This window comes from Glutamicibacter sp. TV12E (genome assembly GCF_052441935.1).
Lineage (GTDB): Bacteria > Actinomycetota > Actinomycetes > Actinomycetales > Micrococcaceae > Glutamicibacter.
Genome location: NZ_JBQVVF010000001.1, coordinates 581,854 through 608,608, shown reverse-complemented (window position 1 = coordinate 608,608; position 26,755 = coordinate 581,854). Strand labels below are relative to the sequence as shown.

Here is a 26,755-nt window from a genome sequence, read left to right as displayed (position 1 = left end):
GCTCCCTATCTTGCACCGGGCCCCGGGGCCAACACTCAAGCTGCTCTTGCCCGGGTGGGCCAGCTTGCCAATAGCCGCAGTGCAGAACCCTGCCCTGAATGCCCTGCCGGCGGCATTCCGCCATTTTGCACGCCCCATCTCCCAGTTCCATGGTTTAAGCCTTGACGTGACCGCGCCAACAAAATAGCATAATAGGAAACTGAAGTTTCATATTAGGCAACTATGGTAGTTGCTGGATAGTGCCAGGAGGGCAAGAACATGAAAGAAGTCCGCATCGAGGAAAACGGCAATCTGGGGCCGATCAATGCTGCAATGATTCCGCGCTACGCCGGCGCTGGAACCTACGCCCGCCTGCCACGCCTGGACCAGGTGCAGAACGCGGACATCAAGATCATCGGCGTGCCTTTTGACACCGGTGTCTCCTACCGGCCCGGGGCGCGCTTCGGCGCCAACCACGTGCGCGAATCCTCGCGCCTGATCCGCCCGTACAACCCTGCCACCGACACCTCGCCGTTCGCGCAGAGCCAGGTGGTGGACGCCGGCGACCTCGCGGTGAACCCGTTCAACATCAACGAAGCCATTGAAACCATCCAGGACGAGGCACTGGAGCTGACCGCGGACGGTTCGAGCCTGGTCACCATCGGCGGCGACCACACCATCGCCCTGCCGCTGCTGCGCGCCGCCTCCCAGCGTGCCGGCGCACCGGTAGCCATGCTGCACTTCGACGCCCACCTGGACACCTGGGACACCTACTTCGGCGCCGAATACACCCACGGCACCCCCTTCCGCCGCGCGGTGGAGGAGGGCATCCTGGACACCGAAGCCATTTGCCACGTGGGAACCCGCGGCCCGCTGTACGGCAAGAAGGACCTGGAAGACGACAAGCGCTTCGGCTTCGGCATCGTAACCAGCTCGGATGTGTACTACCAGGGCGTGCGCGAGATCGTCGACAAGCTGCGCGATCGCATTGGCAACCGCCCGCTGTACATCTCGGTGGACATCGACGTGCTGGATCCGGCCCACGCCCCGGGCACCGGCACCCCCGAGGCCGGCGGCATCACCAGCCGCGAACTGCTCGAGATCCTGCGCGGCCTGCGCGGGCTGAACATCGTGGGCGCCGACATCGTCGAGGTCGCTCCGGCCTACGACCACGCGGAACTGACCGGCGTGGCTGCCAGCCATGTCACCTACGACCTGATCAGCCTGATCAGCGACTTCCGGGCTAACCAGGGGCTGAACAAGTAATGAGCGAACAGCCCCAACGCAACGGCGGCGACCTGGTCATTGAGACCCTCACCGCGCTGGGCGCCAAAACCGTGTTCGGCATTCCCGGACAGCACGCCTTGGGGCTGTTCGACGCGCTCTCGCGTTCCACCTTGGAGTTTGTCTCCTCGCGCGTGGAAAACAACTCCGCCTTCGCGGCCGACGGCTACTCCCGCGCCACCGGAGAGGTGGGCGTGCTCTTCCTGTCCACCGGTCCCGGAGCGCTGACCTCGCTGGCCGGGCTGCAGGAAGCCTACGCCACCGGCGTGCCCATGGTCGTCATCGCCAGCCAGATTCCGCTCGACGGCCTGGGCGCACGCCGCAAGGGCATGCTGCACCAGCTCGATGACCAGAAGGCCTCGGCGGCCAACGTCACCAAATTCCAGCAGACCGTGCACCATGCCTCGGGCATTCCCTCGGCCATCCAGGACGCCTGGGCGCGCGCCATCACCGTGCCCATGGGCCCGGTCTGGGTGGAAGTCCCGCAGGATGTGCTCTTGGCCCAGGTGATGGTCCCGCCGGTGCAGGATGCCTTGGCCGAAGCCTATGAGCACCCGCCGCGCGAGGAATTGATCCGCGAAGCGGTCAACTGGCTTTCCCTCGCCGACCGCCCGGCGATTATCGCCGGTGGTGGGGTGCGTCGTGCCGGTGGCCAGGCCGAATTGCTTGCGGTGGCCGAAACCCTGCAGGCGCCGGTGCTCTCCAGCCCCGGCGGCAATGGAGCGTTCCCCTGGAATCATGAATTGTCCTTGCAGTCGTGGGTTGAGGATCGCCATGCCACGCAGATCATGGAAGATGCAGACGTCTTGCTGGTCATCGGCTCGGCCCTGGGGGAAGTGACCAGCAATTACTTCACCCTGGAACCGCGCGGCAAGATGATCCAGATCGATGCCGAGCCGCGAGTGCTGGAATCCAATACCCCGGCGCTGGGAATCCGCGCCGATGCCCGCGAAGCCTTGAAATTCCTCGATCGTCAGTTGCACGCCGCCGGGTTCGCCTCGCGGGCCTCCTGGCATGGCCAGAGCCCAGTGCAGGTGGTGGCGCAGACCCTCGAGAAGATCCAGGCTCGTCTTGACGGGCAGGATTTGGCCAAGGAGCGAAAGTTCATGGCTGATATCCGTGCAGCGGTTCCGGCCCGGATGCAGACCTTCTGGGATATGACCATCGCGGCCTATTGGGGCTGGAGCTGCTGGGACGCCAAGGAAGGCCAGTTCCACTCGGCACAGGGTGCCGGCGGCCTGGGCTTCGGCTTCCCCTCGGCCATTGGCGGGGCCATCGGCACCGGCCAACGAGTGCTCGCGGTGAGCGGCGATGGCTCATCGATGTATTCGATCGCCGAGCTGGCTACCGCCAAGCAGCATCAGGCTCCGGTGACCTGGCTGATCGTTGACGACGGCGGCTACGGCATCCTGCGCGAATATATGGAAGGCGCCTTTGGCAAGGCGACGGCCACCGAACTGGCGCGGCCAGATTTTGTGGCGCTGGCCCAATCCTTTGGCGTTCCTGCCCGCGAGGTGGCCGTCGAGCAGATCGGCGACGCGCTGAAGGAGGCGCTGGCCGGGCAAGGGCCGAATGTCATCGTGGTCAAAACCCTGCTCAAGATGTTCGCTCCAACGCACCTGTAAGAGGCAGTGCCGATTGCAGGCAAAAATATGGTGGCCTCGGAGCGTTGGCAATTGCCAGCGTCCGGGGCCACAGCCTTATCCAGAACCGTCAGCGACTAATGCGTGAAGTGGTAAACCACGCCAAAGAGCACTGCGGAAACGCCCATGCTGATTCCGATGAGCAGTGGCTCCCAGTCCAAGGACTGGGCCGCCAACATCACTGCGAAGGCACCGAAGAGAACTATCGCTCCGATACCTCCCAGGATCACTCCTCCGCCTCCATGGTGCCGCACGGCGGAGTGTGCGGTCCGGTGGAATAGTGTTTCCATGCCGCCATGATACGTCCGATTCGACGCGGATCCGAGGTCCTGGGCAAGAATCTGGATATTGTCAGACTTCTTAAGCGTCCTTGCCGGTGCGCAGCTCATGGATTTTCTGCGCCGCCAAGTTCAGCGAGCGGTAGTCCGCTCCCGGTCCCTGGGCAATGAATCCGGGGCACTCATGGTCGGCCAGGCCCTCCTGCCCGTAGGCCAAGCCGCGGAAGGTCCCGTGGGCCATGCGCACCAGGTGTGCTCCGGCTGCCACATCCCACACCTTGGTATCAAAGCCGATGGTGGCATCGCACCAGCCAGCGGCCACATGGGCCAAGGCCAGTGCGGCACTGACCTTGCGCCGCACGGTGGCGAAGTCCTGGATCCACTGTCCGAAGAGCTGCAGTGCCAGATCCCCGTCATGCAACAGGGACTCCGCACCGGGATAGTCAGTCATCAAATTGGCCCGGGCCTGTTCGGGGCGCCGTGCGGGGTTCAGGACTGCGCCGTTGAGCAGCGCTGATTCGGCATTGGCGGTGAATTCGTCGCCGGCAATGGGATCGATGATCACCGCCGCGGCCAGCTGGCCATCGATGGCGGCGGCAATGGAAATGCAGAAGAATGCGATGCCGTGGACAAAGTTGCTGGTTCCGTCAATGGGGTCGACAATCCATTGGACTGAGCCTGGCGCGGCGTTGCCCGATTGCGTGGAAATGTTCTCCTCGCCGAGCACCCACGAACCAGGAACCGCGGCCAACAAGGACTCGGTGATAATCTGCTGGCTGCGCCGGTCAATCTCGGTCACCAGATCGTGGGCATTGGTCTTGATCTCGGCATCCACCGAGGTGCGGAAGGTGGCACGCAGCAGGCTCGCAGCGCTGCGCGCCGCGTCCAGGGCGGCCACGCGCAGTTCTTCGGCGCGGGTTTTTTCACAGATTGCTGATTGTTCGCTCACCGTGCCAGCTTATCGTGCGGCCGGGCCATCGACAGGCAGCGGCCATGAGCCTTGCGCACGACCCGCAGGGCGGACCTGGCATGCCGGTGCCCGCCGGGAAGTTCTGCAGCGCAGCGCGATTCGAGTGGCTACCGGGTGCCGCGAGTGCGAATCAGGATAAGCTTCTGCACATGAGCAGCATGCAACCGATCGCGCCCAAGGCCTCGTTGACCGAGCAGGTCACTACGATGATTCGGGCGGCCATCGTTGCAGGCGAGATGGAACCTGGGCAGCACTATTCGGCCATCGGCATTTCCGAGAAGCTCGGTGTCTCGCGCACCCCGGTGCGTGAAGCGCTGCAGCTGCTGGAAAAAGAAGGCATCGTGACCGTCGCCAAAAACCGCGGCGTCCGGGTCAACCAGATTTCCCTGGAGGACATCGTCGAGGTCTTCCAGCTGCGGCTGGCCATTGAACCGCCAGCAGCGGCCCGCGGGGTCATCAACGCCAGCGACGCCGACCGCGCCCGGCTGGTGCAGCTGCACGAGCAGTTGCTGCAGGCCGGGCAAACTGGCGATGGGCGCGCGACCCTGGAAGCCGATAAGGAATTCCACTTGTACCTGCTGGGGCTGGCCAGCAATAAGAAGCTTGACTCCGTGGTGGGGGAGCTGCGCAACCTGGTGCTCGCGCATGGGCAGACAACGGTGCCCTATGCCCGCAGCAGCCAGGAACTGGCGGAGGACCGTGAAGAACTCATGGCCGCGATTCTCGCCAAGGATGCGCCGGCGGCGGCCATGGCGGTGCGGGGCCACATCACGCGCACCGCGCAGATGCTGATTCGTTCCATCTGTTCGCGGACCGAGACGCTGGTGTCCCAGCCCTTCCTGGACCGTCTTGACGACCTGATTTCCTAGCCGCGCCTGGATACTTTCCACCGGGTCTTGCCATGCGTGAGCTGCGCAACATAGAGTAGCATGCAACATGTAACTAACTCAGGTGGCAATGACAACGAGGTGGCAAAGATGGGCCAACCGCTGGACGGTATCAAAGTCGTCGACCTCTCGCGCATTCTTGCCGGTCCGCTATGCACCATGACCTTGGCCGACTTCGGCGCCCAGGTGCTGAAAGTGGAAAGCAAGGCCGGGGATGAAACCCGCGGGTGGATCCCGCCGGTCAATGCCCAGGGCGTGAGCACCTACTACTGGTCGGTGAACCGGAACAAGCTGGCGGTCATCGCCGACTTCAGCAATCCCGAACACCTGGCGAGGCTCCTGGAATTGATCCAGGACGCTGATGTTCTGGTGGAAAATTTCCGGCCCGGCGTCCTGGCCAAATTCGGACTGGACTACTCCCGGTTGAAAGAGCTGAACCCGGAACTGGTCTATTGCTCCATTTCAGGATTCGGCGAACAACAAGGCGCAGCTTTCCCCGGCTTTGACCTTCTGGTCCAAGCGGTGGGCGGACTGATGAGCATTACGGGGGAACCCGATGGCGCCCCCAGCAAGGTGGGGGTTGCCCTGGTTGACGTGCTCGCTGCGCACAACGCCGTCACCGGGATCCTGCTGGCCCTTCGGGAAAGGGAGAACAGCGGCCTGGGGCAGCGGGTGAGCATCAACCTGCTCTCTTCGGTGCTGGCCGGAATGACCAACCAAACAAGCAGCACCCTGGCTACCGGAACATCACCGGCGCGCCTGGGCAACGCCCACCCGAGCATCGCGCCCTACGAAACTTTTAATACCGGCGACGGCGTCATCGCGATCGCGGTAGGCAACGACCGGCAATTTGCCGCGCTATGCCAGCATCTGGGCGATCCCGCGCTCGCCGAGGACCCCCGGTTCATCACCAACACCGACCGGGTCGCGCACCGTGCCGAGCTCAAGACGCTGATTGAGGCCGCTGCCGCTGAACACAGCGCGGCTAGCTGGGCCAGCTGCCTGATGGAGTCCGGGGTGCCCGCGGGCAAGGTCAACACGATCGCCCAAGCCATCGGCTTTGCCCAGGAGCTGGGCCTGGATCCGGTAGCGGCCATCAGCGATCCGGACACCGGTGAAACCACCACGCACCTTGCCAGCCCCATAGGGCTCTCCCGCACACCAGCTCAATACCGAAGCAACCCGCCGGCCCACGGCCAGCATCAAGAGCTCTTCGAACAAGCAGCTCGCACTTAGCCGGACAGTGCGCGCAACCGCCAACCAACGCAACCTCCAAGGAGCGAATATGGACACCACTGAACACGTCCTCGACCCCGCTGATCTGATCAACTTCGATTCGCTGCTTGGCAGTGAAGAACTGGCCCTGCGCGATACCGTGCGTGGCTTCGTTAAAGAACACATCAAACCGAATATTGCCCAGTGGTACAACGACGCGGTCTTCCCGTTGGAGATCGTCCCGGAAATGGCCAAGCTGGGCCTGTTGGGCATGCACCTGAACGGTTATGGCTGTGGCGGCCGCTCCGCGGTGGAATACGGCATCGCCGGAGCAGAATTGGAAGCCGGCGACTCGGGACTGCGCACCTTTGTTTCCGTGCAGGGATCCCTGGCCATGAGCGCCATCCACAAGCACGGTTCCGAAGAGCAGAAACAAGAATGGCTGCCGAAAATGGCCGCCGGTCAGGCCATCGGATGCTTCGGGCTGACCGAGCCAACTGCCGGATCCGACCCGTCAAGCATGAAAACCTTCGCCCGCCGCGACGGTGATGACTGGCTGATCAACGGGTCCAAGCGCTGGATCGGCCTGGCCAATGTGGCACAGGTAGCAGTCATCTGGGCGCAAACCGACGAAGGGATCCGCGGTTTTGTAGTACCGACTAACACCCCGGGATTCACCGCAACCCCGATTGAGCAGAAGCTGTCCATGCGTGCTTCCATCCAGTGCGACATCGACCTGGTTGATGTGCGCTTGCCGGGCTCGGCCGTACTGCCAAACGCCAAGGGCTTGAAGGGGCCATTTTCCTGCCTGAACGAAGCGCGCTACGGAATTCTCTGGGGATCCATGGGAGCAGCCCGCGATGCATTTGAAGATGCCTTAGCCTACTCGCAGCAACGTCTTCAGTTCGACAAGCCGCTAGCTGGCTACCAGATGACCCAGCAGAAGCTGGTGGACATGGCTCTGGAGATCAACAAGGGTTTCCTGCTGGCCTTGCACATCGGCCGGCTCAAAGATGCAGGAAATCTGGATCTGCACATGATCTCGGCGGGCAAGCTGAATAACTGCCGCGAGGCCATCAAGATCTGCCGCGAGGCGCGGACCATCCTTGGCGGCAACGGCATCACCCTGGACTACTCGCCACTGCGCCACGCCAACAACTTGGAGTCAGTGCGCACCTATGAAGGCACTGACGAAGTCCACACCCTGATCCTGGGCCATAAGCTCACCGGTGTCCCCGCCTTCCGCTAAACCGCGCAACGCAAAAAGAATCCAGAGGAACATGATGATGGAATTAGCTTCGACCCCGGTGGCCCTGCACCAGTACCTCAACGGCTCGTGGGCCGAGGGCCAGGGACGCGAAATCGATTCGAGAGCTGCTGCTGATAACTCGCAGGTACTTGCCCGAGGCCGCGCGGCCAGTGAAGAGCAAGTCGATGCTGCTTTCGCCGCCGCGCACCAAGCGAAGAAAAGCTGGGCGGCCATCCCGATGGCTGCACGCGCAGCCTACCTGATCGTGGCCGCAAGCTACCTCAAGGAGCATGCTGAGCAGTTCGGAGAGGAACTTGCCGGCGAAGAAGGCAAAACACGGGCCGAAGGAATTGGCGAAGTACTGCGAGCAGCCCAAATTTTCACCTATTACGCAGGCGAAGCGGAACGCGCTGCCGGGACAGTATTCCAGTCTCCTCGCCCCGGAGAGCAGATTCTGGTGACCAGCAAGCCGCTGGGCGTGGTGGGCATTATTACGCCGTTCAACTTTCCCATCGGCATTCCAGCGTGGAAAATCGCGCCGGCACTTGTCTTCGGAAATACCGTCGTTTTCAAGCCAGCCAGCCTGGTTCCGATTCTGGCGCTGCGCCTTGTCCAGGCCTTGGAATATGCCGGACTGCCCGCAGGAGTGCTCAACCTCGTCATTGGCCCAGGGGCGCTGGGAGACCGATTCATTGCCAATGAGCACCTCAACGGCCTGTCCTTCACCGGATCAACCGCGGTAGGCCGCCGGCTCTGTGCCGCCGGCGCTGCGCGCGGTGTTCTGGTCCAGGCCGAGATGGGAGGCAAGAACGCCGCGGTGGTGCTCGCCGATGCCGACCTGGATTTAGCCAGCGAACAGGTGCTTTTGGGAGCCTTCCGCTCTACCGGGCAGAAGTGCACTGCAACCAGTCGGCTCATCCTGGACGACGAGATTGCCGAGGATTTCCTGGCCAGGCTCATCACGCGCCTGGAACAGTGGACTACCGGCAACCCGCTGGATCCCGACGTCCACATGGGACCACTAGTTGATGCCAAAGCAGCGGCCTCGGCGCGCGAAGGAATTGACCGTGCCCTGAGCCAAGGAGCGCTGCTGCGCTTCCAAGGCAAGGCTCCAGAAACTGGAAGCTATCTGGCACCCACCATCTTGGAGCTGCCAGCAGGTGAAGCCGGCCGGGAGAACTGTGCCTGGCGCGAGGAATTTTTTGCCCCGATTCTTGCGGTGTGCACCGTCAGCGGCGCAGATCAGGCTTTTGAAGCGGCCGAAGACTCCGAGTTTGGGTTGAGCCTGGCCCTGTTCACCAGCAATCTTTCCGTGGCACTAGCTGCTGAACAAACACTGGATGTTGGCATATTGCATGTAAATTCGGAGTCAGCAGGCGCGGATCCCCACGTACCATTTGGAGGTGCCAAGGCATCTGGCTATGGGCCGAAGGAACAAGGAGCAGCGGCCCGCGAGTTCTACACGCACACGACCACCACTTATTTGCGGGGCTGATTGCTCCAGTTCAAGTGCCGAAGAAGGAAAGATCAATGATGATTGAACGTATTTTGGTTATTGGTGCCGGAACCATGGGCCGGCAAATCGCCATGAGCTGCGCCTTGAGCGGCTACGAAACTCTCCTGCAAGACATCTCCGAGCAGGCCTTGACCGCTGCGCGCACAGACCTCGAAGCGTGGGCCGCGTCCAGGATTTCCAAGGGCAAACTGGAACAGCAGGACGCGGACGCGGCATTAAGCCGGCTGGCCCAGAGCACGGATCTGGCAGATAGCGCCAGTACGGCCGATCTGGTGATCGAAGCAGCCGTGGAGCGGCTGGATATCAAGGAGCAGATCTTCGCCACTTTGGGTGAACATGCCCCAGCCCACGCGATCCTTGCCACCAATTCCTCGACCTTGCCCTCTTCGCGCGTGGCCGCGGCCAGTGGGCGCCCCCAACAGGTATGCAATATGCACTTCTTCAACCCTGCACTGGTGATGAAGTGCGTTGAAGTGGTCCGCAATGAGCAGACCAGCGATGAAACGGTGGAAGCCGTGAAGGCGGTGGCCACGCGGCTGGGCAAGCAGCCGGTGCTGGTGAACAAGGAGATCCCGGGATTCATCGCGAACCGCATGATGGGAGCTATCAACGCCGAGGCATTGAACCTTGCCCACGCAGGAATCGCCAGCATTGAAGATATCGACACCACCGCCAAAACAGCACTCGGGCACCCAATGGGCCCCTTTGAGCTGATGGACATGGTTGGCCTGGACGTCATCGATTTCATAGCCCAGGCGACCTTCGCCGAAACGGGTAATGAAGCCGATAAGCCGCATCCGCTCATTACCGAAAAGGTCCAAGCCGGTCTCCTGGGCCGCAAGAGCGGGGAAGGGTTCTACCCTTACTCGTAGCCAATCCGCGGGCCTGGAGGTTGAATCGCGTGCCGGGTTTCGAATGCCAGTCGTTTTCCAGGGTTTGGCGAGAACATGAAAGACTGTGAGCATGAGTCACATTTCGACTGAGCAACGAGCTCGTCACGTTGCTTCGCGGGTGGAAGACAAATTCCACAACTGGCGTGCCAAGCGGGCACAAGCCAAGGGGCAAGGGGCGGTCATCCTGCCTTACACCGGCTACGGCTCGACGGGACCCGAAGGGGGCTGGATTCGCGTACTAGCCCGAGTCGTGCTTGCCGGCCCCGGAGCCTTCGAATTCGGTCAGCATCAGGCGCAGGTGATCGCCGACGGGATCAGGGGTTTTCGAAATTTCATTTCACCGATCCTTCCTTTTGGCAAGGTCAGCATCGTCGTAGGAGAGCAGCGCTTCGAGGTGCAAGCGGACCGCGGCGGCGTCATCGATGCAAAGCTGGCCGTTGACCTGCCGGCGGGCTGGAACGAGATACACCTTCAAGCCCACGACGGCGACGAGGCGACAGCCCGCATCATGGTCATTGACCAGGCCCAGAAGTTCGGCGTGATCAGCGACGTGGACGACACCGTCGTGGTCACGGCACTGCCGCGCCCCTTGCTGGCAGCGTGGAACTCATTTGTGCTCTCAGAGCACGCACGCGTTGCAACTCCGGGCATGGCTGTCATGTTGCAGCAAGTGCGGCAAGAACACCCTGGTGGACCGATGGTCTACCTTTCCACGGGCGCATGGAATGTTGCGCAAACTCTGCAGCGCTTCATCTCCCGCAATCTTTACCCCGAAGGCCCGCTGTTGCTCACGGACTGGGGACCTACGGACCGTTCCTGGTTCCGCAGCGGCATGCAGCACAAGGTGGACCAGCTGCGGCGGCTGGCTCAGGAGTTTCCACATATCTCCTGGATCCTGGTCGGCGACGATGGCCAGCACGACCCGGCGATCTACGCAGAATTCGCGCGCCGCTATCCCGAGCTAGTCCGGGCGATAGTGATCCGGCAGCTTACGCCGTCTGAGGCCGTACTGGCTGGCGGACGTTCCAACGAGTTGCGGCGCACGACCCCGGGCGTGCGCTGGGTATATGAGCCTGATGGCGCGCGAATCCTCGACCAGCTGGTGAAGCTTGGCCTGGTTGATTTTGACGCCGAGAATTTGTAGAGGAAAGTACGGTAATGGCTGAATCAACGCTTCGTGTGCAGGTGCCCATGCGTTGGGGCGACATGGATGCCTATGGGCATGTCAATAATGTCAACCTGATCAGGCTGATGGAAGAAGCGCGTATTGCTGGCTTTGGAGTTCCTGGCGGAACTGGTGCTCCCGGAGTTGAACCGCAGGCAGATATTTTTTCGGCGGTGCCGCCGGGAATCCAGATCCTGGTCGTTGAGCATCGCGTGCGGTACTCCAGGCCTTTGGAATACCGCAATGTTCCGGTGAATGTGGATTTGTGGGTGGCAAACATCAAGCCAGCCAGTTTTGAGATCTGCTACGAATTCCGGGACCCAATTGAGGATTACCTATGTGTTAAAGCGGCCACCACGCTGGCGTATTTTGACCCGGCGACTTCGCGGGTTCAAAGGCTTAGCCCTGAAGAACGCGAGGGACTGAGCGCTTTTGAAGGTGTTTCAACCTTCCCGAAGTAAGCTCTAGCGCTTCTGTCAATTAGGATTGATCTATCTACTCTTATTCAGACAGGAAGTGATGTTATGTCTCAGCCAGCTGGCGGACGTCTGCAAAGCGAGGCTCGACCTGCACGTCCTCAAGTTGTCTTGCAGGTACTCAAGCGCGAGCACATTGCTCCGCATTTGGTGCGGCTGACTCTCGGCGGTCCTGGGTTCGACAACTATGTCGACAAGGACGTGACGGATCGCTACGTCAAATTCTTGTTTGCCAAGCCGGAGCTTGGCCTGGAGATGCCTTACGACATGGAGGAGCTGCGCAGCAAGCTGGCCCCCGAAGACATGCCGGTGCGACGTACCTACACCGTGCGCCGCAGCGATCTCGAAGCACGAACGATCGAAATTGATTTTGTTGTTCACGGCGACGAGGGATTGGCCGGCCCGTGGGCGCGGGATACCGAGATCGGTTCCTCGATCTGCTTCGCTGGACCTGCCGGGCTGTTCGTGCCGCGCGAAGAATTCGATTTCCATTTCTTTGCCGGTGATGAGACAGCTATTCCTGCCATATCCGCGGCTTTGGAAGCCATGTCCCCGCAAATGAAGGGGCTGGCCGTCATCGAGGTCGCCGACCGAGCCGATGAACTGGAGCTTGTGCACCCGGAAGGCGTTGAAGTTCGATGGCTGCACCGCAACGCACCCTTCACCCCGCAGAACACTGTTCTGGAAAACGCCGTGCGCGAGTACTCATGGCCCGGTGGCCGAGTGCAGGTCTTTGCCCATGGCGAGCGCGAAGTCATGAAGCGACTTCGCCTCTACTTCTACGATGAGCGCGGGGTCGATCGCCGCGATATGTCACTGTCCGCCTACTGGGCGTTTGGCCGGGCAGAAGATGCGTTCCAAGCCGAAAAGCGCACCGAGGTTGGCAAGATCTTCGCCGACTAAAGCGGGACCCACGCTCATTCTTCGGGGTGCCCATTGAGTGCTGCGAGCAGCCCAACGGCTTAAGTTAGATGTACCTAATTAAAAAAAGAAGATATTAGGTGATTAGGACTTGACGTTATTAGGGCTAGTTAGGTTATGCTTATTCCAGAGCTTCTCCCGTGTGTGGTCGGGAGAAGCGACTAACTTGACCGATATCATCGGCCAGTTCACTACGGTTCGAGGTTGCTCATCTCGACCTAGTGGTCGGCTTAGCCGGCTTGAATAAGGGGAATAGGGAATCGGGTGACCTGCTCAGTCATCCGGATCGCAGAAAAAGGAACTTACCAGGATTGCACACCTTGGTAAGTTCCTTTTTCATTGCTCGCGATGCTCGGAGTCATAAGCCCATAAGAGCAGTGTGGCCAGATATCCCGCGCAGGCGGGAAGCGATTCTCTGATGACCGGCGGAGTGCTTGAATTCTTGAGCGCGCGCCTGACGACAAGATCAGAATCCAGGAAGATCTGTGAATCCCGTAGCCCACGCAGTGCCATGTAGTCCCTGGTCCAAGGTCCTACCCCGCGTAAGGACAGCAGTTGCGTCAGGAATTCGGCTGGCCGGTGAACTAGGGATTCCCCGGACTCCAGATACCACTGCGACACGGTATGCAGTGTTGCTGCTCGCGCCAATGGGCACCGAATGATGGATTGAATTTCGGGCGCGCCCAGTGCTGACGTTGCTTCGGCAGTCGGAAACGCGTGAAGCCCTGATGCATGTGCCTCGCCCAGGTGTTCGACATACCTTCCTGCGAGCGTTCGCGCGGCGGCCACGGAAACCTGCTGGCCAATGACCGTTGTCGCCAGAGCCTCGAACGGGTCCGGGTAGCTGATGAGCCTCAGATTCGGAAATGACGCAGCCATCGCGTCGAGCCCCGGCAGCTTCGCAAGGGATGCATAGGCTGGCGAGGTATCTTGCTGCAACCCGAACCAGTGATTGATTATGGTTTGCAGGTGGGGGACTAGTGCGGCAGGCGCGTCATGATCTACGGATATTCCTGACGGGTCCAAAGCCAGATGGACCTCGACGAGGTGTCCGCCAACGCGCAGGACCCGGCGAACTTTCGCAGCGGACGGCTCGATTTTTTCCTGGGCTGGAAGGGAATGGAGCCGCAACACGGACAAAGCATGGGCAATGTCCAGTGTTCCCACTGCCTCCAGGCGCAATTTCATGGGCTTCAGGCCCAGATTCCTGAGCTGCTGCGGCGATGGGATCCCACCAAATGGGTATCCACCATCCCGATGGCTTCCATGAGCGCGAACATTGTCGTGGGCCCCACAAATTTGAACCCGCGTTTCTTCAATTCCCTGGCCAGCTCTCTGGATTCGGCGCTCTGGGTCGGGATTTCTGCAGCGGTCCGTGGAGCTGGAGTTTCCTCTGGCTTGAAGGACCAGATGAAATTGGCCAGCCCTCCCTCTTCGCGCATCATGAGCGTAGCTTCCGCGTTGGCGATGGTGGCGCGAATTTTCAGTTTATTGCGCACGATGGCGGGGTTATCCATGAGGCTATCAAAGTCGTTCTCGGTGAACAGCGCAACCTTTTCAGGGTCGAAGTTGGCAAACGCCTCCCGGAAGGCTTCCCGCTTGGAGAGAATGATGGCCCATGAGAGCCCGGATTGGAAACATTCCAGGCTCAACCGTTCGAAGACTCCTGCTTCGGTGTTCACCGGCATGCCCCACTCGGAATCGTAGTAGGTGCGGAGCATATCGCTGGTGGCGGCCCAGTGCGGACGGGCAAGGCCATCTTCGCCGATAACAAGATCTTCAGTCATGAATCTATCTTCGCATTATATGAGGTCAAGGGCATGTACTGAAGAAATGCTTCAGAATTTAGTAAATCCCCGGTGGTGCTTGGGCATCCGCGCGCTGGCAGCGTCCTGGGCGTCCCATCCTTGATTTTCCACCGCTGACGAAGAACATCGACGAGGTGAAAAAGTTGCGCTTTCGCGATCAGCATATGCGTGGCCTGTCGGAGCGTTCGCGTAACAATCGGACGTTGTCGCGGAGTTCAGCTGGCGTGCGTCATGCTCTGGCGCTGGCTGGCTTTCTCGAGGGGTTCAATTTTCCGGTTCAACCGTCTATCATCGTTATATGGCGATGATAGAGTCTAGAAGCGATGATGTGTTGGATCGCGACGGCAAAATGCGACAAGCGGCGCTCTTCCATGCCCTCGCTGACCCGACAAGGTTGCTGATCCTTGAACATCTGAAAACCGGTGAACACAAGGTCAGGGAACTGACCGATCATCTCGGGCTGGCCCAAAGCACTGTGAGTGCCCATCTTGCCTGCCTTCGGGATACTGATTTGGTCACCGTTCGGAGCCAGGGACGAGCGAGCATCTACACGCTGGGGCAGGCCGAGTACTTGGACCAGTTGCTCTCCTTGGCGCAGCAACTCGTTCCAAACCAATCGCAGGCGCATCACTGGCAGGAAGCGCACTCAAGCCAGCAATTGGAGGTGTAGCCATGGGCCACGATCATTCGCACGGTCACTCCCATGATCATTCGGAGGCCAATCGGTCGCGACTTGCCTGGGCCTTTGGCATTACGGCAGGCATTCTCATTGCCGAAATCGTCGGGGCCATTGTCACTAGCTCGCTAGCCTTGCTTGTCGATGCGGCACACATGCTGACCGATACCCTCGGACTGCTGCTGGCGCTCACCGCGGCCAATTTGATTGCGCGCAAGCCCACCACCAAGCGAACTTGGGGGTTCCGGCGCGCCGAAGTGCTCTCGGCAACAATGCAATCAGCGCTGCTGCTCGCAGTCGGCATCTACGCCGCCATCGATGCTGTTCGCCGGCTATTCACGCCAACAGAAATCCAGCCAACAGGCCTGCTCGTTTTTGGCGTGATCGGTTTGCTGGGAAATGTCATTTCCATGTGGATCATCTCCGCGGGACGCAAGAACAACTTGAATATGCGCGCAGCGTTCCTTGAAGTTGTTAATGACGCACTGGGCTCGGTGGCAGTTATCGTTGCTGCCGTTGTCATCGCAACTACCGGATGGATGGCGGCAGACTCGATTGCTGCCCTGGTCATCAGCGCCCTGATCGTTCCACGTGCCATGAAGCTGTTGAGCGAAACGACTCATATTCTTCTGGAATCCACGCCGCGAGGGCTGGATCTCATTGCGGTGCGCGAGCACCTGGAGAACCAGCCCGGTGTCATTGCCGTGCATGACCTGCACGCTAGCCAGATAGCCTCGAACCTGCCGGTGCTCACCGCCCATGTGGTGGTCGAGGATTCGATGTTCTCGGCTGGAGTCGCGGGAGACCTCCTGAAGAACCTGCAAAATTGCGTGGCCGACCACTTCGCGATCAGCATTGAGCATTCGACGTTTCAGATCGAGCCATCCTCGCATCAAAGCACCGAGCACCAGCACGGCTGCTAGCAAGAGCGCCTAGAATTACCCGGCGGATAACCTGTGGTTTAGTTTTGCCGGGGCTGGGTCATACTTGAGTATGATGTCCCGCCTAATCAAGTCAAGCCTGCTGGTGGATGCCCATCTGGCTAGGGAATTTATATTCTTTTGGTATGACTTCTGAAACCCTGCCAAAAACTGACCATGCGGTCGCCGCTCGTGGGCTGACCAAAACCTACGGACATGACACCACTCGGGTTGAGGCTCTTCGCAGCGTCGATGTCTCGTTCGCACGTTCTCGTTTCACTGCCATCATGGGTCCTTCCGGATCCGGCAAATCAACCCTGATGCATTGCCTGGCTGGCCTGGACTCGGCAGACAGCGGCGAAATCATCATCGGCGGCAAGAACTTGCTCTCGCTCAGCGACGATCAGCTCACTGAGATGCGCCGCGAACAGATTGGTTTCGTTTTCCAGTCATTCAACCTGGTCCCCACCATCAACGCGCAAGACAACATTTTGCTGCCCCTGTCCCTGGCTGGCAAGAAGCACGACAAGGCCTGGTTCGACACGGTCATCAATGCATTGGGCTTGCGCGACCGTCTCACCCACAAACCACATGAGCTCTCCGGTGGCCAACAGCAGCGCGTGGCCGTAGCCCGTGCGCTGCTCACTCGCCCTGAAGTTGTCTTTGGCGATGAGCCAACTGGCAACCTGGATTCCCGAACCGGCGCCGAAGTCCTGTCTCTGATGCGTACTTCCACTCGCGAAATGGGCCAGACCATCATCATGGTGACCCATGATCCCGTGGCAGCATCCTACGCAGACACCGTGCTGCTCATGAAAGACGGCGCGATCGTCGGTACCATCGAGGAGCCAACCGTGGCTACCGTGTCCGAGGCACTCGCCTCATTGGCGGAGTAAACGATGCTGCACGTAGCACTTTCTAATATCAAGACCTACGCCCGGCGCTATATCGCCGTCGTGCTTGCCGTAGCCATCGGCACCGCGTTCCTCGCGGCAACGCTGGCAGTGAATTCGTCAACACAGGCGACCTTGAAGAATTCCTTGGGGGATTCTTACAAGTCCGCCGACTTGGTGGCCTACTGGGATCCAAGCCCAAGCGCCGACCCTGACCAGACAACCGAGCTCACCGCCAAAGAAATCAATGGCGTTCGCAATCTCCCCGGAGTGTCTACCGCCTATGGATTGGGCTACGCCTATGGCCAATTGCATACTGCGGATAACGGATACACCATTCAAACCCAGCCGGTCGACCCGAATCAGGGGTTGGGCGGAATGGAACTTCTCGAAGGCCGCGCTCCGCTGGCCAACAACGAGATGATCATCGATGATTCGCATGCCAAGGACATGGGCATCTCCGTCGGCGATGTTGTGGCCCTGAGCGACGACCAGGGGAAGACCCAGAACATCAACATTGTCGGCATTCAGCGTTCGTCGGCTAACCCGCAGACTTCCGCCTACGCCCTGGGCGGCATGAGCGAAAAGGCATGGAACCACTTCGCCGGCGACAGCGCCATATTCCGCGACATCGTCATCAATAGCGATGGTTCCATTGATGCTGTTCGGCAGGACCTGCAAGACTACTTTGCAGACCAGAAGAAAATTGACGTCGCAGTGGTCACTGCGGATCAAAAGGTTATTGACGAAGTGGCCCAGATGACCGGTGGCACCGACCAGCTGAGCATCATCCTGATTATTTTCGCTTTGATCGCGCTCGTGGTTACCGGCCTGGTTGTAGTCAACACGTTCTCTGTGGTGATTGCACAGCGAACCCGGGAATTGGCGCTGCTTCGCACCCTGGGCGCCAAGCGCAAGCAGATCCGCAGCTCGGTACTGATTGAAGCCCTCGTGATTGGCATCGTGGCATCAGTGATTGGCGTCTTGCTGGCCATCGCGTTGATGGCTGGTTTGATCCAGCTGCTGCACACCCTGGTGCCTGCCATGTCTTACGCAACGCTCTCGATGACCCCTATCGGTCTCGCGGTTCCAATTGCTGTCGGCATCTTGATGACGGTTGTTGCTGCAAGCTTGCCTGCTCGCCGGGCCATGAAGCTGGCGCCACTGGCCGCTCTGCGCCCGTTTGATGCTGCCAGCGTGAAGAACCGCGCGGGCATTGTGCGCATCGTCTTTGGATCGGCGTTGGCCCTCATCGGTGTTGGCCTATTGGTCTTCGGCGCAGTCAAGGGGAATCTGGTCGTAGCCTTCCTGGGCGGTTTGGTGTCGTTCCCGGGGATCTTGATGCTCGCCTCGCTGTTCGTACCGAGCAGCGTCGCCGGTATCGGCAAGGCAATTGCCGGCAAGTCGACTTCCCGCCGCCTGGCTGCATTGAACGCGGTGCGTAATCCAGGGCGCACCACTGCCACGGCTACTGCCTTGCTGATCGGCGTGACATTGGTTTCGATGATCATGGTTGGCGGCCAGACCGCCAAAGCCAGCCTGAACAATTCGGTGGCTGCCGAGTACCCCGTGGACATGATGGTCTCGTTCTACGATGGAGCGACCAGCAAAGCCAAAGCGGAAGAGCTGGCCAAGACGATCGATGGCGTTGACGGCGTCAGCGCAACTTCGACTTTCACCAGTTCCTATGCCGATGCGGATCTGGACATGGGCGAACCGGTCAACATTCAGCTGATTGCTGTTGATCCGCAGCAGTACGCCAAGACAGTTCTGGACCAGAAGGTCGTGCCCGAGAACGGCGAGCTGATCTTGTCCCAGTGGGAGACCGACCAGAAATCCATCGAGGTCGCCGGACAGTCGCTCAAGGTCAAAAAATCAGGCGCGCTGCTCTCAGGAAACCTGATCACCAATGAGACCTTCAAAACCTTGGACATCAAGGACCCGAGTTCATACCCCGGAATCATCGTCAAGGTGGATTCCAGTATCGCAGGCTCGCAGATCAATGAGCTGGTGACCGAAATTTCGGACATCACCGGCGTCGAATCCTCGATGATTGACGGCGGCGTAGTCATGAAGTCGATGTTCACGCAGATCATTGATGTGCTTCTGACCATTGTTTCGGCGCTCCTTGCCGTCGCGGTGCTCATCGCATTGATTGGCGTCGCCAATACGCTCAGCCTCTCGGTGCTTGAACGCACCCGCGAGAACTCGCTGCTTCGGGCATTGGGACTGAAGAAGAAGCAGCTGCAAAGCATGCTGGCTACCGAAGCGGTCCTTATCGGTGGTGTCGCGGCCTTGCTCGGCATGGTCCTCGGAGTTGCCTACGGCTTGCTGGGTGCCCAGTCGGCATTGGCATCCATGGGAACCTTGACCTACTCCATCCCGTGGTGGCAGCTGGCAGCAGTCCTTGCCGTGAGCGTGATCGCTGCGCTCCTGGCATCCATCACCCCAGGACGACGGGCTGCAAGACTTTCACCAGTAGAAGGCTTGGCAACCGAGTAATAGCCGCGTAGCGCTCAAGGCCGGGCCCGGAATAACAGCAATCCTGTTTTCCGGGCTCGGCCTTTTCGTTGCAATTGCAGCTGCAGATATAAATTGGCCCTATGAACATAGAACTCACCCGGTTCCGAGTGCTTCCCGGAAAGACTGCCTCGGTCAACGAATGGATGGAACTGCTTAACTCCAGCTTGCCTGCGGTACTTGAGACCTTGGAGCAAGAAGAGATGTACGTAGAAACGATCTTTAGCGAAAGCATCGACGGGGTCGAGTACCTGTACTGGTACAGCATCCAAGGCAAGAACGGTGTCGATGTCAAGGACTCGAACCACGAGATCGACAAGGCCCACTTGAGGTATTGGAAAGAATGCATTGACCCCGACTACGCACCGCAGGATCTGCACCCTCGAGTGAATATGATCCCTGAACGCATTCAGTCCCTCATGAAGTGAATGCAGCACCACGAAATTAAAGGTCCAGTTCACAGAGGAACTGGACCTTTAATGGCGGGTGGGGCGCTAGCTGCGCAGCGTGATGGTGGTGGCCATGGCCGGTGAACGGCCGGTGGTCACGAAGCCAGAGATATTGGATCCCGGGTGCTTGATGATGTCGGTAATCGACCCCAGATGCCGGCTCAGGTCGATCTTGTCTTCCGGCGCGGCAAGCACGAGGTGGAAGCCGAATTCCTGCAGGGCGCGTATACCGGCAGCGGCATACTCCGAATTGGCCTGAATGAACGCTTCATCGATCATCACCGTGCCGAAGGAAGTGAAGCCTGCCGAAGCGAAGCCCAGCTGGTAGGCCAAAGCAGCACCCATGATGAAGGAAGTAAAACGCTGACCCTCGCCACCGGACAGGGTTCCAGGTTCCAAGCCGGTTTCGATTTCACCATTGGTCTTGTGCTCATTGCAGCTAATAATCACATGTTGACGAACATCCAACACAGTGGAGCGCCACGCATTTAGTGAAGGATCGCTCAAGGCGGTAACGAGGGATTCCAGCGCCTGATAGGACGTGGCCAAGGTCGTTTCATCCTTGGTCGTGTAGGCCTCCTGCAAGGCATCCTTCAACTCCTTGCGGAAGTTCCCGGCCTCCACAGGAATCGAATTCTCGACCTCCAGGCGCAGGATGGATCCATGCTCGAAGGTCACTTCGGCCAGAATCTGGTTCAACGGCTTGATGCGTTCGGAGATCATGCGCCGCTCTTCATCAAGCAACTGCAACAGATCGCTGAAGCGCTCGTAGGAGCGGTTGGCGAAGTATTCACGGAACTGTGCTTCGTGGTGCGGCAGGCCATCGGCAACAATCTGATCGTGCAGCTGCGTGTAGTGCTCGGCTGCCTCCGCGGAAGTACCGTGGGTTTGGGCGTGCGAGGTGCCAAAATCACGGGCAAAGCGACGGAAAGTTTCACTCAGGGCGCTACCAATTTCCTGGTGCTGGCTGTTCAGCGAGTTCATCTGGCTTCCCAGCTGCAGCTTGACCTCGGCGAAGGCCTCGCTGATTTGCTCACTGGGCGGGCACTTGCCTGAAATGGCCTGGTCAAGGACCGGGCCCAGCAACTGATGCTGGCGCAATGACGCCGGAATCGATTGCTCCCAATCGCCAGCCGGCTCCTGTGCCGTGGCCAGGACCTGCTGAGCACGCTCTACCTGGAGCTGCAGATCCTGGATGCGGGAACGGACAAGTGCAAGGTCGCCGACAAGCTTTTCCGCTTCGGCCTTGGCTGCTTCAATCTGCTGGCGCACTCGTGAGGAATCACCCGAGAGCGACAGGGCATCGCCAAGCTTCTGTTCGCCACGCCGCAACGCTTCCAAAGCCGGGGAAGAATCCAATTGGCTGAAGCTGCGCTCGTCGGCAATGATTGCCTTGAGCAGCAGCGACTTGGCAACCACCTTATTCTTGGCGGCGCTGCGTTCATCGGCAGACGCTTGAGCCTGCGCGATTTTTTCCTCCAGTCGCACAGCCTTGGATTGCAGCTCGGAGATCTTTGATTCGTTGGTGAAGCCGAGCAAGTATTCGGAGGCCGGAAGTCCGCGAGTATCGCGTTCAAAGGTTCCGGCACCGGTTTTCATGGTGCCTGCAGGGGTAATGGCTTTGGGATGCACATGCATGGCGGCATCGTTATCTACGCAAGCCAGCGGATAATCCGCGGTGATCTTCGACTTCAGCCAGTTGCCCGCATCGCCTGGCGCAAAGTCGAGTTTGGTGACCAGATCTGCCGGGCCCGCCGCACCCGCCTTGGGCTGCTGGGAAATATCGATCCATCGAACACGTCCTAGGCCATCAAGCTGGTCGATGGCATGGGTCACCTGCCCCAGCAGGTCGCCCGGTACCAGCAGGGTGCGGGCCAAGGAATGCAGGGCCTTCTCGGCAGCCAGGCGCCAGGTCGAGGAGTCAGCGGAAACATCCATCAGCTCGCCGGCAAAAGGCAGCTGGTCTTCGCTCAGCGAACACGCCGAAGCGATTGCCCGGCGTGCTGCGATGGACCGGTCATCAATGTTGCTGGCGCGGCGTTGATAGGAGCGGATCTGCTCGGCCAGCGTCTCGGCGCGCTTGCGCAAATTGACCAACGATGCCATGGCTTCATATTCCACGGTTTGCGCGTCGTGGGTGATCGATGACAGCTGTTGCAAAGTGCGGGCCGCATTGGCACGCAACTCATCCAAGCCGGTGGCGGAGAACTCAAAGCTCAATCCAGCTTCTGTCGCCTGTTGCTGCAGCGCGCGGAGGGAATTTTCCTTTTCGCTCAGCGCTTTTCGAGCAACATCGGCCTCGCGCTCCAGAAGCATGAGCGAGGCGGAGCCGGCCGAATCGTGCGCCGCTTCCAAGGACTGCAGCTGGTCATCGAGCTGCTCCTTGCGCGCTCGAAGTTCCCCTTCTTCGGCCTGCAGTGCAGCTAGTTCGCTCTGGTGGGCGGAGAGATCATTGCGCATGACCAGCTGGCGGACCTGGGCTTCCAGGGCCTGCACGTCGCTGTCCAGCAGGTGGCGGGTTTCGGTGATTTTCTCGGCCAACTGGCGGTAGGCCAGATCCTGCTGGGGAACTTCGGCCAGCGCGTCACGCTGGGCACGGGCGGTGTCCAATTGGCGATAGATGCCACGAAGGTGCGCGAAGTCCTCAACTGCCGCGGCGGCGGCTTTGAGTGTTGCCGGTTCTTCGAGAACTTCATGGCGGAAGAACTGGTTGACGCCTTTGGCCAGGCCCTTGCCGTTTTGCAGGGTGCGCAACAAGGCAAAGGCCTTATCGCTTTCCACCCCAAGGCGGCGGCGAAGACGCTCAATAAACGCCTTGTGGGTATCGAAGGCTTCGGTGGGAGCTAGCGCCTTGGACAGCGAGGAGACGGTGAAGCGACGCGGTCCGTGGTTTTCCAGCTCAGCAATATCCACCTTGCCTTCGCACAACAGGTAGTGCTTGGAAACTTGGCCTTCCAGCCCGGCATCAGGCAGATCAAAAACGGCCCCGGCAGTCACCGTATTGCCCATGCCGTCCTCGTAGCTGAGGATGATGGCGCTCCAGGTGGCCCCCGGACGCTGGTAAACGGTGCCTTCGCTGGTCTTGAATTGGCGTCCGCGCATATAGGAGAAGGTGGTGCGCCGGTCTTCGCGGGTGGCCGCGTCGTTAGCTGATTCATTGAGGCGGGGAGTCGCGAAAAATACGTGGCCCATGGCATCGAACAGTGTGGATTTACCAACACCAGGATGCCCGGTGACCAGTGTCCCGGCCCGGTCCACGGACAGGTCGTGCAGCCCGTGGAAGGTGCCCCAGTTGACAATCTGCACCCGGCTGAGGCGATGCTGGCCGGGGTTGATCGCGCCGCCCAGCGGAAGAGTCATTTCAATGCTCATCGGTTACTCCTGCACCAACTCGGGGGACTGTTCAGCAAGTTCATCGTTGTCGTCGGGCGAAAGGTTAAAAGCCGGCTCGTTGGCATCAATCGCCGCGATGTAGCGCGGAATGTCTTGAATGCTGCTCAGCGGCAGTGCCATGGCCAACGCCGGAGAGATGCGGAATTCGTTCTCCAGCTCGGTGCTGGTCAGCAATCGCAGGGATTGCAGACGGGAGATGGCGGCATCACAGGATTCGGCAAATCTCTTGTCATCACGGTCAGTGGCCTGACGGTGCTCGGCCAGGATCTCGTGCATGGTGGCCCGTGAGGCCACCGCGTCGCTGCCGTTGCCGGACTGCTGCTCCAGCAAAAGCCGCAGGCGCAGTGCCAAGAGGGTTTCATCGCGTTTCAGCGGACGGCGAGGCGCGATCGGCGCGGTGTGGACCTGGTCAATCTGGACCGGAGACAGCATCGCAATTTTGCGGTCCATATCCATGGTCAACGCCAAGAAGATCTCCGAGAAGTAATCGGTGATCGTCTGCTGCTGATCAAGCAAGAGCTGCCAAGCGGAGGCATCCACCGAGCCATCAAGGTAGGGTCCCCGCAAGAGGCGAACCAGCAATTGGCGCAAAGGCAGGGAGTATTTTCCGGTATCACCGTCGAACAGCGGTTCGGCGATCGGTGCGGCACAGGCATCGCTCGTGGTCATAGCGGCTCCTTCGTGAAGCTTAAAGCGGGCAGGATGGCGGTTCTCATGGAACCATCAAGTTGCTGGAAATCGATGTTGACCAATTCAGCCTCGTTGAGCGATTCGCCATTGGTGCGCCCGATCTCAACTAGTGCGCGGATGGTATTCAAATGCCGATGCTCATCGTCCAAAGCGGCGAATACTTCATCCATGCCCACCGCTCCGGCTGGCGCGTGATTCAACTGCCGGGTAATCGACTCGCGCAGCAATGGCATATTGGCTTGTGGCGTCGCGGGACTGCGGACAATGTCGGCCTCGCTGAATTCCGGTGCCTGGGCCAGCGGGGGAGGCGCAACATGTTCGGACGGATCGTAGATCCCCAAGCCGGAGAGCGTCATCAGCTGTGGAGTGTACAAATCCATCGGGGCCAGGCCGCTGCGCGGCTTGAGCGCCGACGACTTGGTGATGGCCAGCTCGGCTTCCCTGACAGCCTGGCGCAGAAGCTCCGCCTGCTTGTAGTCCTCGGACTGGACGAACGCATGCAGGGATTCGGAAAGCTTGCCGTAGGACGCATGGACTTCGGCCGCCTGCCGGCGCAGCTCGCGCAGCAGGTTGGTGAGGATCTGGCGCTCGGTGGCATCGAGGTCGTCAACAAATTCGCGTTCGAGCACTTCTGCCAATGCTGAACGGAAGCGCTGCTGGGCATCGGGAGAATTCAGGAATTCGGTGAATCCGCTGAACGTTTCGCCTTCAGCGGTTGAGCGCAATTGGCGATCGGCTTCGAGCACCTGGCCCACCGCGACGCCCTTGGCGGTAGAAGCATCGAGGATGCCTTCGCGAAGGGAGTGCAGCATGTCTTGGACACCATCGCGCATGCGGCGGAAGTCCGCAGGAAGGCTGGAGGCGAGGTCCAACAGCGAACGCGTTGCGGACAAGGCTGTTGTGCGCGAGAGCACCGCGGGATCATCCCCGCTGCGCAACTGCTCAATTTGCGCCTGGCGCTGGGCGATCTGGGATTCCAAGGCGCGGATTCGGGCTTCAGGATCCGGGTCCGTTTCATGCACCAGGGATTCCAGCGATGAAAGCAAGGTGTTCAAGCGCGAGGAGTTCAGGTGGGAATCGTCGGTGGAAAAGTCTGAGAGGAAGCGCAATGTGCGCAGGGTCTGCGCGCTGGGCTCGTAAACGAAACGCCCATCGATCAGCGGCCGCGCGAGAATTCCTTGCTTGACCCAGGTCTCGGCAAAATCCTGGGCACAGTATGACTGCGGAATTTGCTCGTCGCTTTGACGCGCCTGCTTCAAGAACGAATCCAATGAAGCATGGAACAGCTCTAGCGCTACGCGGGAGCGATCGGCGGTGAACTCGGCTCGGATGAAGGCAACCGCCCATGGTTGGGCCGTCAGAAGACGATATGCTGCCGAGCCTTTGAACTGTTGAGCTTGAAGCCACAAACTATTCGCGCGGTGCGAGGGCTGCATGTACTTCCTTGATCTTTAGGACGCCTAACTAAACAATTCTAAATCATCGGCCTCAACAGTAAATGTGAATCCATTGCTCCTGCCCGTTAATCCCGGGCCTTGGGAAAGAATCAGTTGCCGGGGGTGTTGCCAAAACCTCATTCTGTGTAGGGTCGAATTATGAAGATGACAACCTGTTTTCTGTCAGCTCATAGCCAAGACAGAATGCACGGAGGGGGCAATCAATGAAGTCCTTGCGCTTAGCAGTATCCGTCGGCCTTGCCATGGCGTTGGCAGCCTGTAGCGCGCAAACCACCCCGGAAACCCCGAGCTCGGATTCTGCCGCACTGGAGCAATCACAACAGGAACAACAGCGCGTCAGCAGCGTTAAAGCCGAAATCAACAGGCTCGCTGATGGCTATGACTATGACGCCGCGATAAAACTTGCCAAAAAAGACAGTGACGACAGCCTGTCTTCAATGGTCGCCGGACTCGAAGACGAGAAAGAACACACCACGGCGTGGGATCAGCCGGATAAAATTCCGCACTTGTTTTTCCACTCGCTCATTGTGGACACCGACCGCGCCTTCGACAAGGAAAGCAGTTCTGCTGGATACGAAGACTACATGGTGACCCAAAAGGAATTTTCCGCGATCCTTTCATCTCTTTATGCAAAAGACTATGTACTGGTCAATCCGCATGACTTCGCTGGCCTCAATAAGCAGAAGAAGATGGAATATCGAAAGATCATGCTCCCCAAAGGCAAAAAGCCCCTGGTGCTTTCCGTTGATGATGTCAGCTACTACGAATATATGGAAGGCGATGGCTTCGCCAGCAAGCTGGTGCTCGATGAAGATGGCAAAGTCCGCAACGAATATGTCGATGCTACCGGTAAAAAACACATCGGTGCCTACGACGTGACCACGATGGTTGACGACTTCATCAACAAGCACCCGGACTTCACCTATCGCGGAGCACGAGGTTTGGTAGCAATGACCGGCTATAACGGCGTGTTCGGCTACCGCACCTCTGCGAGCCAGTATCCGAATAACAAGAATCTGAAAGAAGATCAGGAAAAGGCTACTGCGATCGCAAAATCCATGAAGGAAACCGGTTGGGTCTTCGCGTCGCATTCATGGGGCCACATCCAGACCGGAACGGTCAGCATGGGTCGGCTGGAACGCGATACCAAGCTTTGGAAAAAAGAGGTTGAACCGATCGTTGGAGCGACAGACCAGTTCATTTATCCTTTTGGCTCTGACATAGCGCACACCAGCGAATATTCGGGTCCCCGCTATGAGTACCTGAAGAAACAAGGGTTCAGGTACTTCTATGGCGTGGATGGCACCACAGAATCCTGGATGCAGCAGCGCTCAGATTATCAGCGCCAAATGCGCATCAACGTTGACGGGCTGCAATTTGCCAAGGAAGAAAGGGGCGACCGCCCGGTCCTGGGTTCCTTCTTCGACGTTGAAAAAGTCATCGACCCGGCCAGGAAATGAGCGGATCGATGAG

General features: G+C 59.5%; 23 protein-coding genes. 16 read left to right on the top strand and 7 right to left on the bottom strand.

Annotation, left to right across the window (positions count from 1 at the left end; all coding sequences use genetic code 11):
- Nucleotides 1–258 precede the first annotated feature (258 nt).
- Nucleotides 259–1,245 (top strand): agmatinase, encoded by a 987-nt coding sequence (speB, locus tag ACT7DV_RS02715; RefSeq protein WP_444660792.1) that lies wholly within the window; start codon nt 259–261, stop codon nt 1,243–1,245.
- A complete protein-coding gene (locus ACT7DV_RS02710) occupies nt 1,245–2,888 on the top strand; it encodes a thiamine pyrophosphate-binding protein (protein ID WP_444660791.1) in 1,644 nt (547 codons plus the stop codon). The genes speB and ACT7DV_RS02710 overlap by 1 nt, the downstream gene beginning before the upstream one ends.
- Nucleotides 2,889–2,983: 95 nt before the next feature.
- Here ACT7DV_RS02710 and ACT7DV_RS02705 read toward each other — a convergent pair whose 3' ends face one another.
- Together ACT7DV_RS02705 and ACT7DV_RS02700 are read right to left on the bottom strand one after the other, a co-directional pair.
- Entirely contained in the window at nt 2,984–3,196 is a 213-nt protein-coding gene (locus ACT7DV_RS02705; protein WP_146277706.1) for a hypothetical protein, read from the bottom strand.
- A 70-nt stretch (nt 3,197–3,266) separates the two neighbouring features.
- A complete protein-coding gene (locus ACT7DV_RS02700) occupies nt 3,267–4,133 on the bottom strand; it encodes an inositol monophosphatase family protein (protein WP_444660790.1) in 867 nt (288 codons plus the stop codon).
- A 170-nt stretch (nt 4,134–4,303) separates the two neighbouring features.
- Here ACT7DV_RS02700 and ACT7DV_RS02695 point away from each other — a divergent pair, with 170 nt between their 5' ends.
- The 8 genes from ACT7DV_RS02695 to ACT7DV_RS02660 all read left to right on the top strand — a co-directional run bounded on the left by ACT7DV_RS02695 (nt 4,304) and on the right by ACT7DV_RS02660 (nt 12,458).
- The gene (locus ACT7DV_RS02695) at nt 4,304–5,023 is read left to right on the top strand and encodes a GntR family transcriptional regulator (RefSeq protein WP_444660789.1); all 720 of its coding nucleotides are present in this window, start codon (nt 4,304–4,306) and stop codon (nt 5,021–5,023) included.
- A gap of 60 nt (nt 5,024–5,083) precedes the next feature.
- Complete coding sequence (locus ACT7DV_RS02690; protein ID WP_444660788.1) at nt 5,084–6,277, top strand: CaiB/BaiF CoA transferase family protein; 1,194 nt, start codon at nt 5,084–5,086, stop codon at nt 6,275–6,277.
- 49 nt (nt 6,278–6,326) lie between these two features.
- Nucleotides 6,327–7,505 carry an acyl-CoA dehydrogenase family protein gene (locus ACT7DV_RS02685; RefSeq protein ID WP_444660787.1) on the top strand — a complete coding sequence of 393 codons (1,179 nt, stop codon included), beginning with the start codon at nt 6,327–6,329 and terminating at the stop codon, nt 7,503–7,505.
- Between the two features lie 31 nt (nt 7,506–7,536).
- On the top strand, nt 7,537–9,000 hold the full coding sequence (locus ACT7DV_RS02680; RefSeq protein ID WP_444660786.1) for an aldehyde dehydrogenase family protein: 1,464 nt from the start codon (nt 7,537–7,539) through the stop codon (nt 8,998–9,000).
- Nucleotides 9,001–9,035: 35 nt separating this feature from the next.
- Complete coding sequence (locus ACT7DV_RS02675; protein WP_444660785.1) at nt 9,036–9,893, top strand: 3-hydroxyacyl-CoA dehydrogenase family protein; 858 nt, start codon at nt 9,036–9,038, stop codon at nt 9,891–9,893.
- Nucleotides 9,894–9,984: 91 nt separating this feature from the next.
- Nucleotides 9,985–11,058 (top strand): App1 family protein, encoded by a 1,074-nt coding sequence (locus ACT7DV_RS02670; protein ID WP_444660784.1) that lies wholly within the window; start codon nt 9,985–9,987, stop codon nt 11,056–11,058.
- A 14-nt stretch (nt 11,059–11,072) separates the two neighbouring features.
- Complete coding sequence (locus tag ACT7DV_RS02665; RefSeq protein ID WP_444660783.1) at nt 11,073–11,540, top strand: acyl-CoA thioesterase; 468 nt, start codon at nt 11,073–11,075, stop codon at nt 11,538–11,540.
- A gap of 63 nt (nt 11,541–11,603) precedes the next feature.
- Nucleotides 11,604–12,458 carry a siderophore-interacting protein gene (locus ACT7DV_RS02660; protein ID WP_444660782.1) on the top strand — a complete coding sequence of 285 codons (855 nt, stop codon included), beginning with the start codon at nt 11,604–11,606 and terminating at the stop codon, nt 12,456–12,458.
- Nucleotides 12,459–12,812: 354 nt separating this feature from the next.
- Here ACT7DV_RS02660 and ACT7DV_RS02655 read toward each other — a convergent pair whose 3' ends face one another.
- Both ACT7DV_RS02655 and ACT7DV_RS02650 read right to left on the bottom strand, forming a co-directional pair.
- Nucleotides 12,813–13,664 carry a DNA-3-methyladenine glycosylase family protein gene (locus ACT7DV_RS02655; protein WP_444660781.1) on the bottom strand — a complete coding sequence of 284 codons (852 nt, stop codon included), beginning with the start codon at nt 13,662–13,664 and terminating at the stop codon, nt 12,813–12,815.
- A 5-nt stretch (nt 13,665–13,669) separates the two neighbouring features.
- On the bottom strand, nt 13,670–14,263 hold the full coding sequence (locus ACT7DV_RS02650; RefSeq protein WP_444660780.1) for a DNA-3-methyladenine glycosylase I: 594 nt from the start codon (nt 14,261–14,263) through the stop codon (nt 13,670–13,672).
- Nucleotides 14,264–14,582: 319 nt separating this feature from the next.
- On the opposite strand from ACT7DV_RS02650, the gene ACT7DV_RS02645 reads away from it, so the two are divergent.
- The 5 genes from ACT7DV_RS02645 to ACT7DV_RS02625 all read left to right on the top strand — a co-directional run bounded on the left by ACT7DV_RS02645 (nt 14,583) and on the right by ACT7DV_RS02625 (nt 19,721).
- Nucleotides 14,583–14,954, top strand: coding sequence for an ArsR/SmtB family transcription factor (locus tag ACT7DV_RS02645; RefSeq protein ID WP_444660779.1), 372 nt, complete (start codon nt 14,583–14,585; stop codon nt 14,952–14,954).
- A gap of 2 nt (nt 14,955–14,956) precedes the next feature.
- Entirely contained in the window at nt 14,957–15,883 is a 927-nt protein-coding gene (locus ACT7DV_RS02640; protein WP_444660778.1) for a cation diffusion facilitator family transporter, read from the top strand.
- Nucleotides 15,884–16,026: 143 nt separating this feature from the next.
- Nucleotides 16,027–16,776: an ABC transporter ATP-binding protein gene (locus ACT7DV_RS02635; protein WP_060700735.1), complete on the top strand. Its 750-nt coding sequence runs from the start codon at nt 16,027–16,029 to the stop codon at nt 16,774–16,776.
- A 3-nt stretch (nt 16,777–16,779) separates the two neighbouring features.
- On the top strand, nt 16,780–19,275 hold the full coding sequence (locus ACT7DV_RS02630) for an FtsX-like permease family protein (protein WP_444660777.1): 2,496 nt from the start codon (nt 16,780–16,782) through the stop codon (nt 19,273–19,275).
- A gap of 101 nt (nt 19,276–19,376) precedes the next feature.
- On the top strand, nt 19,377–19,721 hold the full coding sequence (locus ACT7DV_RS02625) for a DUF6176 family protein (RefSeq protein ID WP_444660776.1): 345 nt from the start codon (nt 19,377–19,379) through the stop codon (nt 19,719–19,721).
- Nucleotides 19,722–19,787: 66 nt separating this feature from the next.
- On the opposite strand, the gene ACT7DV_RS02620 is transcribed toward ACT7DV_RS02625, so the two are convergent.
- From ACT7DV_RS02620 to ACT7DV_RS02610, 3 genes are read right to left on the bottom strand one after another with little or no spacing between them, the layout of a single operon-like run.
- The gene (locus ACT7DV_RS02620) at nt 19,788–23,114 is read right to left on the bottom strand and encodes an ATP-binding protein (RefSeq protein ID WP_444660775.1); all 3,327 of its coding nucleotides are present in this window, start codon (nt 23,112–23,114) and stop codon (nt 19,788–19,790) included.
- 3 nt (nt 23,115–23,117) lie between these two features.
- Nucleotides 23,118–23,804 carry a DUF4194 domain-containing protein gene (locus ACT7DV_RS02615; RefSeq protein ID WP_444660774.1) on the bottom strand — a complete coding sequence of 229 codons (687 nt, stop codon included), beginning with the start codon at nt 23,802–23,804 and terminating at the stop codon, nt 23,118–23,120.
- Complete coding sequence (locus ACT7DV_RS02610) at nt 23,801–25,261, bottom strand: DUF3375 domain-containing protein (protein WP_444660773.1); 1,461 nt, start codon at nt 25,259–25,261, stop codon at nt 23,801–23,803. Before ACT7DV_RS02610 ends, ACT7DV_RS02615 begins: the two co-directional genes overlap by 4 nt.
- Nucleotides 25,262–25,485: 224 nt before the next feature.
- Here ACT7DV_RS02610 and ACT7DV_RS02605 point away from each other — a divergent pair, with 224 nt between their 5' ends.
- Nucleotides 25,486–26,742 (top strand): polysaccharide deacetylase, encoded by a 1,257-nt coding sequence (locus ACT7DV_RS02605; RefSeq protein WP_444660772.1) that lies wholly within the window; start codon nt 25,486–25,488, stop codon nt 26,740–26,742.
- Nucleotides 26,743–26,755: the final 13 nt, after the last annotated feature.

Coding starts and splice junctions, on each gene's coding strand:
- speB (WP_444660792.1), top strand. CDS start 259: ATGAAAGAAGTCCGCATCGAGGAAAACGGCAATCTGGGGCCGATCAAT.
- ACT7DV_RS02710 (WP_444660791.1), top strand. CDS start 1,245: ATGAGCGAACAGCCCCAACGCAACGGCGGCGACCTGGTCATTGAGACC.
- ACT7DV_RS02705 (WP_146277706.1), bottom strand. CDS start 3,196: ATGGAAACACTATTCCACCGGACCGCACACTCCGCCGTGCGGCACCAT.
- ACT7DV_RS02695 (WP_444660789.1), top strand. CDS start 4,304: ATGAGCAGCATGCAACCGATCGCGCCCAAGGCCTCGTTGACCGAGCAG.
- ACT7DV_RS02690 (WP_444660788.1), top strand. CDS start 5,084: ATGCAACATGTAACTAACTCAGGTGGCAATGACAACGAGGTGGCAAAG.
- ACT7DV_RS02685 (WP_444660787.1), top strand. CDS start 6,327: ATGGACACCACTGAACACGTCCTCGACCCCGCTGATCTGATCAACTTC.
- ACT7DV_RS02680 (WP_444660786.1), top strand. CDS start 7,537: ATGATGATGGAATTAGCTTCGACCCCGGTGGCCCTGCACCAGTACCTC.
- ACT7DV_RS02675 (WP_444660785.1), top strand. CDS start 9,036: ATGATGATTGAACGTATTTTGGTTATTGGTGCCGGAACCATGGGCCGG.
- ACT7DV_RS02670 (WP_444660784.1), top strand. CDS start 9,985: ATGAGTCACATTTCGACTGAGCAACGAGCTCGTCACGTTGCTTCGCGG.
- ACT7DV_RS02665 (WP_444660783.1), top strand. CDS start 11,073: ATGGCTGAATCAACGCTTCGTGTGCAGGTGCCCATGCGTTGGGGCGAC.
- ACT7DV_RS02660 (WP_444660782.1), top strand. CDS start 11,604: ATGTCTCAGCCAGCTGGCGGACGTCTGCAAAGCGAGGCTCGACCTGCA.
- ACT7DV_RS02655 (WP_444660781.1), bottom strand. CDS start 13,664: ATGAAATTGCGCCTGGAGGCAGTGGGAACACTGGACATTGCCCATGCT.
- ACT7DV_RS02650 (WP_444660780.1), bottom strand. CDS start 14,263: ATGACTGAAGATCTTGTTATCGGCGAAGATGGCCTTGCCCGTCCGCAC.
- ACT7DV_RS02645 (WP_444660779.1), top strand. CDS start 14,583: ATGGCGATGATAGAGTCTAGAAGCGATGATGTGTTGGATCGCGACGGC.
- ACT7DV_RS02640 (WP_444660778.1), top strand. CDS start 14,957: ATGGGCCACGATCATTCGCACGGTCACTCCCATGATCATTCGGAGGCC.
- ACT7DV_RS02635 (WP_060700735.1), top strand. CDS start 16,027: ATGACTTCTGAAACCCTGCCAAAAACTGACCATGCGGTCGCCGCTCGT.
- ACT7DV_RS02630 (WP_444660777.1), top strand. CDS start 16,780: ATGCTGCACGTAGCACTTTCTAATATCAAGACCTACGCCCGGCGCTAT.
- ACT7DV_RS02625 (WP_444660776.1), top strand. CDS start 19,377: ATGAACATAGAACTCACCCGGTTCCGAGTGCTTCCCGGAAAGACTGCC.
- ACT7DV_RS02620 (WP_444660775.1), bottom strand. CDS start 23,114: ATGAGCATTGAAATGACTCTTCCGCTGGGCGGCGCGATCAACCCCGGC.
- ACT7DV_RS02615 (WP_444660774.1), bottom strand. CDS start 23,804: ATGACCACGAGCGATGCCTGTGCCGCACCGATCGCCGAACCGCTGTTC.
- ACT7DV_RS02610 (WP_444660773.1), bottom strand. CDS start 25,261: ATGCAGCCCTCGCACCGCGCGAATAGTTTGTGGCTTCAAGCTCAACAG.
- ACT7DV_RS02605 (WP_444660772.1), top strand. CDS start 25,486: ATGAAGTCCTTGCGCTTAGCAGTATCCGTCGGCCTTGCCATGGCGTTG.